The sequence below is a fragment of the Salimicrobium album genome (assembly GCF_900107115.1).
Taxonomy (GTDB): domain Bacteria; phylum Bacillota; class Bacilli; order Bacillales; family Halobacillaceae; genus Salimicrobium; species Salimicrobium album.
The window spans coordinates 20,256-34,337 of sequence record NZ_FNOS01000003.1; the positions used below are offsets into that span (position 1 = coordinate 20,256).

The 14,082-nt window shown below is 38.9% G+C and carries 13 protein-coding genes; 1 reads left to right on the forward strand and 12 read right to left on the reverse strand.

Annotated elements, in window-relative coordinates; translation table 11 throughout:
* Positions 1-88 precede the first annotated feature (88 nt).
* A complete protein-coding gene (locus BLU03_RS06230; protein ID WP_093106422.1) occupies positions 89-1,063 on the reverse strand; it encodes an ATP-grasp fold amidoligase family protein in 975 nt (324 codons plus the stop codon).
* A gap of 972 nt (positions 1,064-2,035) precedes the next feature.
* Here BLU03_RS06230 and BLU03_RS13890 point away from each other — a divergent pair.
* Positions 2,036-2,161 (forward strand): IS3 family transposase, encoded by a 126-nt coding sequence (locus BLU03_RS13890; RefSeq protein WP_407690269.1) that lies wholly within the window; start codon positions 2,036-2,038, stop codon positions 2,159-2,161.
* A gap of 16 nt (positions 2,162-2,177) precedes the next feature.
* Here BLU03_RS13890 and BLU03_RS06245 read toward each other — a convergent pair whose 3' ends face one another.
* The 11 genes from BLU03_RS06245 to BLU03_RS06295 form a co-directional block, all read right to left on the reverse strand.
* Positions 2,178-3,284, reverse strand: coding sequence for a glycosyltransferase (locus BLU03_RS06245; RefSeq protein ID WP_093106430.1), 1,107 nt, complete (start codon positions 3,282-3,284; stop codon positions 2,178-2,180).
* 20 nt (positions 3,285-3,304) lie between these two features.
* The gene (locus BLU03_RS06250) at positions 3,305-4,279 is read right to left on the reverse strand and encodes an SDR family oxidoreductase (RefSeq protein ID WP_093106432.1); all 975 of its coding nucleotides are present in this window, start codon (positions 4,277-4,279) and stop codon (positions 3,305-3,307) included.
* 60 nt (positions 4,280-4,339) lie between these two features.
* Positions 4,340-5,653 (reverse strand): nucleotide sugar dehydrogenase, encoded by a 1,314-nt coding sequence (locus BLU03_RS06255; RefSeq protein ID WP_093106435.1) that lies wholly within the window; start codon positions 5,651-5,653, stop codon positions 4,340-4,342.
* Between the two features lie 18 nt (positions 5,654-5,671).
* Complete coding sequence (locus tag BLU03_RS06260) at positions 5,672-6,781, reverse strand: glycosyltransferase family 4 protein (RefSeq protein WP_093106438.1); 1,110 nt, start codon at positions 6,779-6,781, stop codon at positions 5,672-5,674.
* 20 nt (positions 6,782-6,801) lie between these two features.
* The gene (locus BLU03_RS06265; RefSeq protein ID WP_093106441.1) at positions 6,802-7,698 is read right to left on the reverse strand and encodes an NAD(P)H-binding protein; all 897 of its coding nucleotides are present in this window, start codon (positions 7,696-7,698) and stop codon (positions 6,802-6,804) included.
* Between the two features lie 22 nt (positions 7,699-7,720).
* A complete protein-coding gene (locus BLU03_RS06270; RefSeq protein WP_093106444.1) occupies positions 7,721-8,320 on the reverse strand; it encodes a sugar transferase in 600 nt (199 codons plus the stop codon).
* Positions 8,321-8,458: 138 nt separating this feature from the next.
* Complete coding sequence (galU, locus tag BLU03_RS06275) at positions 8,459-9,346, reverse strand: UTP--glucose-1-phosphate uridylyltransferase GalU (protein ID WP_093106446.1); 888 nt, start codon at positions 9,344-9,346, stop codon at positions 8,459-8,461.
* 13 nt (positions 9,347-9,359) lie between these two features.
* On the reverse strand, positions 9,360-11,210 hold the full coding sequence (locus tag BLU03_RS06280) for a polysaccharide biosynthesis protein (protein ID WP_093106449.1): 1,851 nt from the start codon (positions 11,208-11,210) through the stop codon (positions 9,360-9,362).
* A gap of 369 nt (positions 11,211-11,579) precedes the next feature.
* Positions 11,580-12,344: a tyrosine-protein phosphatase gene (locus BLU03_RS06285; protein WP_093106451.1), complete on the reverse strand. Its 765-nt coding sequence runs from the start codon at positions 12,342-12,344 to the stop codon at positions 11,580-11,582.
* A gap of 108 nt (positions 12,345-12,452) precedes the next feature.
* Complete coding sequence (locus BLU03_RS06290; RefSeq protein ID WP_407690266.1) at positions 12,453-13,157, reverse strand: CpsD/CapB family tyrosine-protein kinase; 705 nt, start codon at positions 13,155-13,157, stop codon at positions 12,453-12,455.
* The gene (locus BLU03_RS06295) at positions 13,147-13,914 is read right to left on the reverse strand and encodes a YveK family protein (RefSeq protein WP_076571727.1); all 768 of its coding nucleotides are present in this window, start codon (positions 13,912-13,914) and stop codon (positions 13,147-13,149) included. Before BLU03_RS06295 ends, BLU03_RS06290 begins: the two co-directional genes overlap by 11 nt.
* Positions 13,915-14,082: the final 168 nt, after the last annotated feature.

The following is a 14,082-nucleotide window of genomic DNA, read 5'->3' on the forward strand; positions in this document are numbered from 1 at the left end:
CATGGCTTTTTCTATACCCGAAATCGGGAGAGATCGTTGTTGCATTTCATTTTACAATTAAGCCGCAAAAAACAGATTAAAAAATGATCTAGTTTGATGTTGACAACTTAATCTTGCTACTATTCAAGTCAATCCATTCCCCCATTTTTATACTCCACTCTTCAGGTTCCACCTTTTGTGTTCCTCCACCATGATAAAAGGTGATTTCACCAAAGTATATGTTCCCTTCAATATTGAATAAATCTACTCTACAATGAGCGAATGGCTCAGCTAGTGCTTCAGCATATTCTACCATTTTATAATAATTTGGAGGTTTTACTAATAGGGAAGAATCGAAATTTTTTCTGCCAACTTTAATGTTCAGTAAATTAAAATCCCTATCATGTACATTTCTGGTAGAATACGGGTTATGGGTGCCGTCATTGGATGCAATGCCTACTTCTGAAAATACCATCTTCACTTCTCCATCAAAACATAAGAATTTATAATCCACTAGACCTAGTTCTTTCTTATCCATCAATACCTTTTCAATAATTATTCTTGGTTCTATATTTTTGTAATTCCACTCTCTAGATTGTAAATAGTAATTTTCTTTTAATGACCTATTAAATTTTTTTATAAACTTTTTTGTATTAAAAGGATTTTCTTTATCCCATAGAACGTTATTTCCAGAACCATGATTTGTTTTTATGAAGGCTTTATTTGGTAACGATTCAAACTGAATATCATTTGCATCACTATACACTCCATAAAGAGGAATTAGTATTTCCTCCAAACCCTTTTCTTTAACGTAACATCTCACTTTATATTTATCTGAGCATATCGTTAATAGTGGATCTCTGTTATTTAACTTTAACCACCATAGTTTCTCATTGAAGGTAACAGGATTTTCTAAATTTAAATTTTTCCCTGTGTTTTCTTTATATTTTAATTTTGCGAATTTTTCATCATCCATTTTTCTCAACAAAAAAATCTTTATTGAATTAGCTATTAGATACATTTTACTTACTATCTTACTTTTTTTTGATACATTTCTAATTTTATTTTTAAGGTGAAAAAACATTATTTTCCTCCTTTTATACTTTTGATAAATCTTAAATTTAAAATAGATAAATCACACTGAATCAGACGTCGAGAAAGGCAAGCTAAGACAGGGTATTATCCGGTAGAATGAGTGACATCTTGCTCGTTCTACCGGTAAGTAAGCCAGTATCATGATTCCAATTCGTTCACAGAAAAAAGTAATCCTTCCCCGAAGAGAAGGAAATGATCAAGCTACGCAAAGAGAATTAGCACCCCAACTTGAGGAACGATATGTTAAAACAGATGACGCTGATCTAAGGGACGGATCCAGGTGTAACCAGGAGTAACCGTCACAACTACTCGTTCTCAACAATGTGCGTCGCCCTCCAACTTCCAAAAAACATATACTATTACGAATCGAAAATCAAAGATATGGCGGAAGAAGAAAATCTGAGAATCCACACTGTGGATATCTTTCACTGAAGCAGACGAGTCGGTACAATTCGGAAAATCAAGTGTGAACTTTACTAAAGAAGAGGACAAGTCTCTCGCTGCCCCATTGGTCGCCTCATAAAAGAGCAAGGCTTTACATCCAAGTGCCTCTTGGAGCATTTCAAACTGAAGGAAAGTATATGCAACGATTTTGACCAGGAGCAACATACTTCGAATTATAAATTCGACCAGAATCAGACCTGTGAAATTGTCATCAAGGATCAGAAGTATGTGCGTGCAGGGACGACATGGAATTATATTTGTGCGATTCTTAATTTATATAATCGCGAAATTCTTCATTACAGTACCAATGTCAAAAGGGATGCGCACCTTTCATAGCCAAGGGGCGTTCGCTTTGCTTCAGAGCGGCTTGAAGGACGTGGAACTCATTCATACACTTACGAAGGGAATGAATTCCAAAACCAAGCCAATTTAATAACTTGATACCTTCGGTATTGATAGTTTGTTTGTCCTGAAAGGATGCCTTTATGACAATATTGTTGCGAAAGCTACAAATGAGGTGCTGAAAACCGAATTTATATGCTACCATAGATGTGAGAACTTTCAGGAAACGAAACTTGCTCTGTTCGATTATATTTACTGGAATTATAATTCCCAACTCCACGAGACATATAATCTAGTTTGATGTTGATAATCCAAAGCTATATTTTAGAGAAATTTCCGTCTAACCTGTTAACTACTGACTGCACTTCATATCTCTCAATTACTCGCTCCCTTGCATCTCTATTTCTTTCAATTTCAGGTCTATTTATAAAATACATTAATTCTAGAGCCATATTAAAGTGATCTCTTGGATTTACAATTTTCCCCGTTTCTCCAATCATCATTTTAGAATCACCAACGTCTGTCACAACACAATGTAACTCCGAAGCCATCGCTTCACCAATTGCATTAGAAAAACTTTCACCAATTGATGAAGAGACATACACATCTGCAGCTGATAGTAAGGCTGGAATATCGTTTCTTCTCCCTAATAAAAAAACATCATTTATTAAATTATACTTTGTAATAAGTGCCACTAACTCTTTATTTGAATTCTCCAAATTCGTACCTACCATTAAAAATTTAAATTCAACTTTTTTTAATTTTAATTCATGTAGCGCTTTCATTAGTGTATGATAGTCTTTTTGAACATGCCATCTACCCACAGTTATAAATACCTTGTCATTTTCATGTAATGATAGGCCTTTCCTAACTTTCATTCTGTCTTCTTGATTAAATTTGAACTTATCCAGTTCAAACCCATTTGGAATTACTAAGGATTTTTCTTCTGCGTATCCCACCTTCACATGGTTTAATAACGCTTCATTTGAATTAAAAGTTATACAATTAACATATCTAGACAATAAAGAATTCATCTTCATTATTTTTAAAGTCAATGACTTGTTTGCATGTTTATCCAAATTACTATGCCTTATATTCCAAATAAGCTTCTTATTAGATAATAATATCTTTGCTACTATGAAACCAAAAAAATCTGCGTGATATAACCAAGTGTTAATTATATCAAAATTTTTACAAATTTCTCTAACTTTTAATAAAGATCGGAATAGATTTTTTTTACTTAAATTTATAGAATGGACTGTGATCCCTTCCGCTTTTATTCTTTTTTCCATTACCCCTTCACTCACCAAAGAGATGACTTCATGGTGGTATAGACTTCTATTTGAATATTTCACTAATTTATAGAGCATATTTTCAGCTCCGCCACTTCCTAAGCCTGTAATTATATGGATAACCTTTTTCATATTATAAACCTCACATACTCTTATAAATTATCTTTATACCAACAAATTGCTTCTTCAATTCCTTTCTCGAAACTCCATTGGGGTTTATAGCCAAGACTCTTTTGTGCCTTGCTAATATCCGCATTACTATGCCGGATATCTCCGGCACGCTCTGGTCCAAATTTCGGTTCGATTTCTTTCTCAAGGGCTTGACATAACCCTTCGTAAATATCAGTAAGAAATTCGCGTCCACCATAGGCAATGTTGTACGCTTCACCCCCTGCGGATGAACACGCCATACAAGCTTTCAGGTTCGCCTGGATTACATTTTCGATATACGTGAAATCTCTGCTTTGGTTCCCATCGCCGTTAATCGTTGGTTGTTCATCATTTAGTATTTGTTTAATGAACTTCGGTATAACCGCTGCATAAGAACCATTTGGATTTTGTCTTCGTCCAAATACGTTAAAATAACGCATGCCATAGGTATCTAAATCATAAAGTTCTTTATAAAGTCGTCCATATTCTTCGTTCACTTTTTTGGTTAGTGAATAGGGAGATAGAACATTTCCTTCTCTGCCTTCTCGTTTGGGGAGATTGGGTTCATCTCCATATACAGATGAGCTGGATGCATAAACAAATTTTTTCGCTAAATTTTGTCGTGCAGCTTCCATCATATTCAAAGTGCCCTTTATATTAACCTCTTCATAAAATTTTGGCATTTCGATACTTCTAGGAACACTGCCCCAAGCTGCTTGGTGAAGGACATAATCAACATCTATTGTTGCGTTCAGGCAGGTGTTGAAATCAGTAATATCCCCTTTGATAAATTCGAATTGTGGATGATGGATAAATTCATCTACATTTTTCTGTTCACCATTTGATAGGTTATCTAATCCTTTTACTTGATACCCCATATTAAGCAATGCTTCTACTAAGTTCGATCCGATAAATCCGGCACAACCGGTAACAAGGAAAATTGAATTTTCAGGGAATTTAATTTCGTTTGATGGCATAGTAAAACTCCTTCAAGTCAGTTAATTAAAAAAATACAACATTATATTTACTTTATTCACTTACAACTGCCAGTAGCGATCTTGCTCACTCATTTCTTCACGATCCAGCATGCCTTTAACATCAATAATAACATTCTTATCATTTTCTGAATGCATTTTTTTGAAGTGATCAAAGTTCAGTTCTTTAAATTCCTGATGTGCCACTGCAATAATCACAGCATCCATATCTTTCACCTCTGAAATCTTCTTAACTTGGAGCTGGTATTCATCCCGCATATCTTCCTGATTCGCAATAGGATCAACTACAGAGACTTTAACCCCATAAGCTTCCGTTAGCTCAGTTACGATATCAATAACCCTCGTATTTCGAACATCTGGTGTATTCTCTTTGAAGGTAAAGCCTAAAATTGCCACGTGAGCACCTTTGACTTTTTTATCTGCCTGAATGAGCTGCTTCACAGTATTCTCCGCAATATATTTACCCATGTCATCATTAATTTTACGACCTGAAAGAATAATCTGGGAATGATAACCCAACTGTTCAGCTTTATACGTAAGATAGTAAGGGTCCACCCCTATACAGTGGCCACCAACGAGACCTGGGAAAAAATTCAAAAAATTCCACTTGGTCCCAGCAGCTTTTAGTACGGCATTTGTATCGATTTCCATTTTATTAAAAATAATTGCCAATTCATTCATAAAGGCAATATTTATATCTCTTTGGGCATTTTCAATGACCTTGGCCGCTTCAGCAACCTGAATACTCTCTGCCCGATACACACCCGCCTCCACAACTAATTCATACACCTTCGCAATGATGTCCAGCGATTCCTCATCCGTACTAGCAACGACTTTTACGATATTTTCAAGTCGATGGAGTTTATCCCCCGGGTTAATCCGTTCAGGAGAATAACCTACCTTGAAATCAACTCCGCAAGTCAATCCTGATTCTTCTTCGAGAATCGGAATACAGACATCTTCAGTAACACCAGGGTACACTGTTGATTCAAATACCACAATCGACCCTTTCGTCAAGTGCTTACCTAGTGTACGACTCGCCCCTTTTACAGGTATTAAATCTGGTGTGTGATCGACATTTACAGGAGTTGGAACAGCAACAATATGGAATTTGGCTCTTTGCAAATCTTCCGCGTTTGAAGTGAATTCAACCGTTGTCTGCTTTATCTCTTCGTCACCAACTTCTTCTGTCGGGTCGATCCCTTGTTTATACAAATTAACTTTCTCTTCGCTAATATCAAAACCAATAACGTCTGTCTTTCTTGCAAACGCAACTGCAATCGGCATGCCGACATAGCCGAGTCCTATGAGTGAGATTTTTTCATTTTTATTTTGAAGTTCATCGTATAAGTTCATTTTTAATACTCCTTCTCATCATAATATACCCATTGTTTTCATAATATTACTATTTATTAACTTAACATCATATTTTTCTTTAGCTAATTTCAAACTGTTTTTTGCTATGATTTGATTTTTCTCTTGATCATTTATTAGAATTTCCATTTTATCAACTAAACTATTGACATCTTTGACTGGTATTAGGAAGCCATTATACCCATCTGTTACTGTTTCTCTACAGCCGGGCGCATCAGAAGTTATAATTGAACGTCCTGTTGCCATCGCTTCAAGGACGGTCTTGGGTGTCCCTTCATGATAAGAAGGTAGTATATATGTAGTACATTGTTTTAAATAAGGCCTTACGTCAGTCTTTTCTCCAACATACTCTATGACGTCATTATCTATATACGGCTGAAGTTCATCCGGTTGTATGGAGGATGGATTACTATCAAAAGGTCCTACAAGTATACATCTTACTTCAGGATAGTTAACTTTAATTCTTTTACAGGCTTTCAAATACTCCACCACACCTTTATCTTTGATTAATCTACCGATAAACAAAAATGTCGGAGTAACAGGTAATGGTTCTGGTTGGAATTTTTTGAGGTTTACACCTGAGCCATTAATAATTACAACTTTTTCCTTCTGTACAAGTCCATTATTAATAAACTCATTCATATCGTCATTGTTTTGAAAAAACACTTTTTTACTCGCATTGCAGGCTAAACGATATTCAACCTTCATAACTGTCTTGATAATTTTATTCTTAATTCCGGTGCCCCTAAAAATTGAACCTAGTCCGGCTATCAGAGGATAAACTTCTTTAATATTATTAGCTTTTGCTGCCAAACATCCATGAACAACTGTTTTCGCTTGATATGCAAACACTTTATCCGGTTTCTCTTCTTTCATAAATTTCTTAAGTTCTCGGTAGGTCCTTAGATCCTTGAATGGATTGATACCATTACGTTCTACGAAAAGTTGTTTATACTGAATTCCGTTTTCTTCAAACTTACTTCTCCACTCTGCTTCGAGCTCAGACCCAACAGCTATTACAGAGTGACCTTGTTTTATAAAGTCTTTCATCATATCCATACGAAACCAAAAGAGTGATGACGTATGGCTTGATAGGACAGCTATTTTCATTTGTCAATCCTGCTTTCATTTCATATTTGATTAGATAAGTACTGGTCGACTTCTATTTTAATTCCTTCTTCAAAAGTCATGGGATTATAATTAAAATCGGTCTCGGCTTTGCTATGTAGATAACTTCTATCTTCACCCATCCTTTGAATCCTTTCTATATAATCTATTTTTCCGAAGGTTATTGCTTTTATAACTTTCGCCAAAAATACACCTAATTTAAGTGGAACACTTATGAAAAGTGTTTTCTTATTTAAATTAGCACTTATCATTTTGAAAGCTTCAATCATTCTCAGAGGTTTATCACCTGACAAATCATAAACTTTGCCGGCTGTCTGATCAGGCAATGTCAACACTTTATAATAAGCTTTACCTAAATCTCTTGCATTAACAGGTTGAATTAAACTTCTTCCTTCATTTATAACTGGCATGATCCTCATTTTATCGACCATCTTAATGAACTTACTTATGTTACTGTCGCACAAATCGCCATAGATCATCGTCGGTCTAAGAATCGTAATTTTAGTTGGACATTTTGCAGGTGAAGTCATTTCGGATACTTTCTTTTCAATATCTTTATAATTTTGAGAAGCATGTTTGAAATTAGAATACACCCCCGTAGTATGTACCAAAATTGCTCGTTTCACATTATTATTAATTGCTACTTTTACAATGGCTGGAGAATGATGAATATTATATATATGCAAGATATCATCTATACCAATCATGGACTTATTTATAAATTCTTCATCATTCAGATCACCGTAAACTTTTTCAATATCTAAACCGCTTTGATCCAACATTGAAGTATCAGATGTTTTTCTAAGGATACAACGGATTGGGCCTTCATATTTATGATCAATAAGTTCTTGTAAAAAATATCTCCCTGTATGCCCTGTAATCCCTGTGACTAATAACATTTACTCACCTCTCTTTGATTGATTATTTATGATCTTTACTAGTATCTCCTTCAACTACCCCATCACTCTTAAACACACTGATGAAAGTTCCAAAGAAGCACTTGAGATCCATAACTAACCCTAATCTCTTAACGTATTCCCCATCCAACCTGGCTTTCACATCGATAGGGAGTTCATCTCTTCCATTAATCTGCGCCCATCCAGTTAAACCTGGCTGCACATCATTAGCACCGTATTTATCACGCTCAGCGATAAGATCATATTGGTTCCAAAGGGCAGGTCTTGGTCCGATCACGCTCATTTTCCCTGACAGGGTATTTAGAAGCTGCGGCAATTCATCTAATGAGGTTTTCCTAAGAAACTTCCCCATCTTAGTGATGTGCTGCTCTGGATTTTCTAATAGATGCGTAGGAGTATCCTTAGGCGTATCAATACGCATCGTGCGGAATTTATAAATCTCAAAATAATTTTTGTGAATGCCTACTCTTTTTTGCTTAAATAGTACGGGGCCTTTTGTATCGAGCTTGATTCCAACAATCAGACCTATAAATACTGGTGACAATATTATTAGCCCTGCAGCTGAAAGGACGATATCTGAGCTCCGTTTTATTTTCATATACATCTTTTTTACATCTACTCCCTGTATTTTATCAGATAATTAGTACTGAGATGGTTTTGACAACCAAATGACTACTAATAATCAAATTTATATTTCAAAGTTGAAAACGAGTTTCTTCCATTCCCGATCCCGAGAAGCAACCTATACATTTGTACTTAGCTGCTCTTTCATAACCTTTTGTATACAATCCCGCAAGTCGTCTTTCAATCCTCCTTGTTCCAGTGATAATTCGATTGTCGTTTTGACAAAACCGTTTTTCTGGCCTACATCGCAACGGTCACCTTCGAAATCATAAGCGAAGACTCTTTGAATACGGTTCAGATTTTGAATAGCATCTGTAAGTTGTATTTCATTACCAGGGCCCTTCTCCTGCTTATCGAGGTACATGAAGATTTCAGGAGTCAGAACATAACGTCCCATAATTACAAGATTTGAGAATTCCTCTCCTTGCTTTGGTTTCTCAACGAAGTTTTTCACTTGGTACAGACGCTCATCATTATCTAACGGATCGATGATACCATACCTATGCGTATCTTCATCAGGAACAGTTTGTACCCCTATTACAGAAGAAAGTGTCTTTTTGTACTCATCAATTAATTGTTCCAGGCAGGGTTTCTCTGCGCGGACGATGTCGTCACCAAGTAGAACAGCGAAAGGTTCGTCACCAATGAATTTACGTGCTGTCCATACCGCATGACCTAGACCTTTGGGTTCTTTTTGCCTTATGTAGTGGATATCCACGTTCGAAGTGGCGTTCACTTTATCCAGAAGATCATACTTTTCTTTTTGGTACAGATTGTCTTCGAGCTCAACATTCTTATCAAAGTGATCTTCAATAGCTCTTTTTCCCTTACCGGTTACAATAATGATGTCTTCGATTCCGGATTCGATTGCTTCTTCAACGATATATTGTATCGTCGGTTTATCGACGATTGGAAGCATTTCCTTCGGCATCGCTTTCGTCGCAGGGAGGAAGCGCGTGCCGAGACCGGCTGCCAGAATGATAGCTTTCTTCACCTGTTTGTTCATGATAATCGCTCCTTCAACCGTGCGACACGGCTTGATTTTCTTTTGCGGTAATTAGATTGAACACTCTTTTAGGAATCTGTTCTGTTCTCAGGTAGATTAGTTCATGTTCGGCAATCTCACGAATATTTTCGTTCGTGATCGAGTTATTTTTACCGATATAGATTTTTGGGTAAATCTGCTCCGGGTGTACTTCGTTGTCTCCCAGCAGTTCTTCATACATTTTCTCCCCGGGACGGATGCCAGAGAATTCGATCGGGATCTCTTCTTCCGTAAAGCCTGAGAGGTAAATGAGATTCTTCGCAAGATCTACGATTTTGACCGGTTCACCCATGTCGAGGACGAAGATTTCTCCACCTCTGGCCAGTGCTCCTGCTTGAAGCACGAGTCTCGATGCTTCCGGAATTGTCATGAAGTAGCGAGTCATCCTAGGGTCTGTTACGGTAATCGGTCCGCCTGCTTCAATCTGTTTTTTGAAGAGTGGAATGACACTGCCGCGGCTGCCGAGGACGTTTCCGAACCGGACGGCTACGTATTCCGTTTTGCTTTCCGGGTTCAGGGACTGGATGACCATTTCCGCTAAACGTTTGGTTGCCCCCATCACATTTGTCGGATTGACCGCCTTATCTGTGGAGACGAGTACGAATGTTTTGACCCGGGCCTTGTCTGCTGCTTCGGCAACATTTTTCGTTCCGATGACATTGTTCTTCACCGCTTCTTTCGGGTTCGCTTCCATAAGAGGTACGTGCTTGTGCGCCGCTGCGTGATACACATACTGCGGCTTGTACTCTTTCATCACCTGATGGATGCGGTCGCGGTCCTGTACATCTGCAATAACCGGAATGACCTCTGTCTCAAGGTCAAGGTTGGACAATTCCATATGAATGTTATAAATGCTGAATTCTCCGTGACCCAGAAGCACTAATCGCTTCGGTTTAAAATTGACGAGCTGGCGGCAGATTTCAGAACCGATGGAGCCGCCTGCCCCTGTGATAAGGATTGTCTGCCCGGTAATTTCTTCATTAATGGAATCGGTGTCCAGTTCAACAGGTTCACGCCCCAGCAAATCCTCAATGGAAACATCACGGATATGACTGACAGAAACCTTTCCGGAAGCAATGTCCTCAATCATCGGCAACGTCTGTACACTTTTAACGTGAGGCTGAACCTGTTTAATGACTTCCCGTATGCGTGAGCGGTCTACGGAAGGCATAGCGATTACAGCGTGGTCGATTTCTTTATTATTGACCACCTTTTCCATATCTTTCACCCGGCCAAGAACAGGAACGGAAGCTATAGACATTTTCTGTATGAATGGATCATCATCGATAAACCCGATGAGATTGACACTCGTATCACCATTGCCTCTCATCTGATTAGCGAGCATCTGTCCTGCTGATCCTGCCCCTATAATAACCGTGCGCCTGGCTTCCGGGTTATTTTTCATGAGTTTAACTTTTCTAAGACCCGGGTTGAGAGTAAGGCCGTACGTATTGTAGTATCTCCATAAATATCTGACTCCGCCGATCATGAGAATATGGAGCATCCAAGTAACGATCAACGCCCGCTCGTATACAGTTCCGAACAATCCGAACTGGAGAATGGCTGTTGATAATACAGAAGATGATACAACGGTAGTAAGACCTAGAAGTTCTTCCATATTGGCATAGCGCCATTTCTTTCTATACATGCCAAGCGTCCAGGAAAAGAGGTGGTGGGTTACAAGGAGCATGAGGGAAGTGACAAATACGATTCGATTAAAGACGTGGAAATAAGGGTTGAGGAAGAAATGTGACATGTAGATAGAGAACGTCACAATTAATGAATCTATTGTAATTAACAGCAACAATCTCCGATTTTTCGTCATGACCATGAGAACTCCTACTTTCTTATGTATTAGCTACTATGAAGAACAAATTCAAATGTGCACATTATTTAGTGGTGAAGCAAAATTGTAAAGATATCTCAGTTTCCATCCATATATGAACCACAGTAATTCCATAATGGATTCATTTTTCTTCATTATAATATATCTGTTTAGAATTACTTTATAAGTTTAACAATACTTTCCTTTACTGGCAACACCGCCTTTTAGTAAACCACACTGTAATTACATATTTTTGTATAAGACAGGTGAAGTCTACGAATTATTCACCAATTCAATAAAACGGACGCTTTTTATCGACACTACTGAACCCCCTGACCTTATTAATGTGGCCAGAGGGTTCATTTATCTCTAAAAGAGACCGAATCTTTTTTTCTTCCTCACATGTTCCGGCGGTTCAGCGAATAACGGTTCATCATCTACTACAAACCGGGCATTGTCCAGAAATGCTTCCCTTGTTTCCGGTCCATACAGTTTCTCGATTCTTTCAAAGGCTTCTTTCATATGAAACGGCCGGTGCTTCACGTTGTGGGCATCTGATGCAATCAGGTGAATGAGCTTCGCTTCCAGTAATTGTTCACTGAACTTTTTCACCTCTTTGCCGAAACTCCCGATCAGACTTCCGGCAGTCAGCTGAGCATAGGCGCCCTGCTGTATGAAATCATGAAGAACGGAAGGCTTTTCCTGCAGGTAGCTGTTCCGTTCCGGATGAACAATAATCGGTTTGTATCCTTTCAACTGTAGATCATACAGCAATTGACTGGTGTATCTCGGCACTGAATCTGAAGAGAATTCCACAAAAACATACTGGCTATGGTTAATAGTAAGTACTTCCTGGTTATCAATGTCTGCGAGCATATCCCCGTTAATACGCGTTTCCTGCCCTGGCAAAACCTTTAATGGGACCTCATTTTCTTCAAAAAAGCGATTAAGGACATGAACTTTCGCTTCTATATCGCGTCGCGAATTGTCCCAATGTCCATTTTTGAAATGGGGAGTTGCTACAATCGTGTGGATTCCTTCCTCAAGGGCCTGTTCTGCCATTTCCAGACTTTCCCGTTCCGACTGGGCTCCATCATCGACATCAGGCAATATATGACTATGTATATCAATCATCGGCTTCGCTCCCTATCTAAATTGATGAACCTTTATTCTCTCACCTTAACAAAAGCTTCCTAAAAGATACAACTCTTCTGTATGTTTACAGAAGAGCATTGGTCTTTCCTATTTTTCTGTACCGTAGTAAACGTAATACCCGCTTTCTTTCTGAGGAACATCATTCAGCACCATTCCTAATACATTCGCCTTTGCCTGCTCCAACAGCTCCTTCGCTCTTTTTGCGGCTTCCTTCTCCGTCCTTTTATTTCTTACGACGAGTAACGTACCATTCGTCTGGGAAGTAAGCACCTGCGAGTCGGTAACTGCAAGTACGGGAGGGGAGTCGAATATTACCAGATCGTATTCCTGCTTCACTTCCTGAAGAAAATCCTTCATTTTCTGCGATCCCAGCAGTTCCGAAGGGTTCGGTGGTATCGGACCGCTCGTCATGATGTCGAGATTTTCCACGCGACTCCCATTAATTAGATTAGTCAGGGAATGGTCATGCCCCGCTATGTAATTACTCAATCCCGCTACGTTATCAAGACGGAACGTGTAATGGACGGTAGGTTTCCTCATATCCGCATCGACGAGAAGAACTTTCTTTCCCTGCTGTGCAAATACTACCGCCAGATTGGCCGTCGTAAGTGATTTTCCTTCGGAAGGCCCGGCAGAGGTAACCGTCATCATATGCAATTCGCGGTCGACGGAAGCGAAATCAAGGTTCGTTCTAATTGTTCTGTATTGCTCAGAAATCGGAGACATCGGGTTCTCGTGGGCAATGAGCGATCTCTTCATTAAAGGTGAATGCTTTCTTCTTTTAAGAACCAACGTTTTCCCTCCTTTGTCCTGACGTTACACTTCTTGTATTCGTGTTCGTTCTTTCCTGTCTGGAGGATTCCCCGGGTGCAATGGTAGAGACTGATCCCAGAACTGCCATTCCAAATTCTTCTTCCAGATCATCCGTGTTTTTAACCGTGGTATCGAGATATTCCAGCAGGAATGCCGCTCCTACTCCCAGCATAAGTCCGACAACCGCTGCGATAGCAAGGTTCAGCGGGGCGTTCGGGCTGACCGGAGACGGGTTGAGTCCGGCTTCCGCTTCTGAAAGGACGTTTACGTTATCGACGTTCATTAAATCGGGAATTTTCGCTTCGAAAGTCTGTACCGTTGCGTTCGCAAGGTTCGCTGCGGTTTCCGCTGATTCATCTGTCGCCGCCACCGTAACGACCTGGGATTGCTCGGCGTTAGAGACGGTTATTTTGTTCGCCAGCTGTTCGGCGCTTAAGTTGAGATCCAGTTCATTGTTCACTTCATCTAAAATTGCAGGACTTTTAATAATGACGTTATATGTATTGATAAGTTCGACGCTCGATCTGATTTCATTTATATCGTATCCGGCCTGCTGCTGATTATTGTTCTTTTCCTGGTTGACGATAAATTCCGAAGAGTACTGATACGTCGGCGTCATAAAGAAGAATGTAGCAATGGCGCTCAAAAGAATGGCTCCGACGACACAACCGGCTATCAGCTGCCACCGTTTCTTCAGTACGCTCATAATTTCCTTCAGTGAAATAGTTTCTTCCATAATATTCTGTCCCCCTACTTTCCCATAAAAAATCAAATAAACCGACTTTCATTATAACATAACAATATTTAGAACAAGTATGCATTTTGTAAATTATTGAATATTTTTACGTTTGAAGCGGGTTTCTTCTAGGTAACTGTTGTTTTCACACTTTTCACGCAACTATTT

Coding starts and splice junctions, on each gene's coding strand:
- BLU03_RS06245 (WP_093106430.1), bottom strand. CDS start 3,284: ATGAAAAAGGTTATCCATATAATTACAGGCTTAGGAAGTGGCGGAGCT.
- BLU03_RS06265 (WP_093106441.1), bottom strand. CDS start 7,698: ATGTTATTAGTCACAGGGATTACAGGGCATACAGGGAGATATTTTTTA.
- BLU03_RS06285 (WP_093106451.1), bottom strand. CDS start 12,344: ATGATTGATATACATAGTCATATATTGCCTGATGTCGATGATGGAGCC.
- galU (WP_093106446.1), bottom strand. CDS start 9,346: ATGAACAAACAGGTGAAGAAAGCTATCATTCTGGCAGCCGGTCTCGGC.
- BLU03_RS06295 (WP_076571727.1), bottom strand. CDS start 13,914: ATGGAAGAAACTATTTCACTGAAGGAAATTATGAGCGTACTGAAGAAA.
- BLU03_RS06255 (WP_093106435.1), bottom strand. CDS start 5,653: ATGAACTTATACGATGAACTTCAAAATAAAAATGAAAAAATCTCACTC.
- BLU03_RS06230 (WP_093106422.1), bottom strand. CDS start 1,063: ATGTTTTTTCACCTTAAAAATAAAATTAGAAATGTATCAAAAAAAAGT.
- BLU03_RS06270 (WP_093106444.1), bottom strand. CDS start 8,320: ATGTATATGAAAATAAAACGGAGCTCAGATATCGTCCTTTCAGCTGCA.
- BLU03_RS06260 (WP_093106438.1), bottom strand. CDS start 6,781: ATGAAAATAGCTGTCCTATCAAGCCATACGTCATCACTCTTTTGGTTT.
- BLU03_RS06280 (WP_093106449.1), bottom strand. CDS start 11,210: ATGACGAAAAATCGGAGATTGTTGCTGTTAATTACAATAGATTCATTA.
- BLU03_RS06250 (WP_093106432.1), bottom strand. CDS start 4,279: ATGCCATCAAACGAAATTAAATTCCCTGAAAATTCAATTTTCCTTGTT.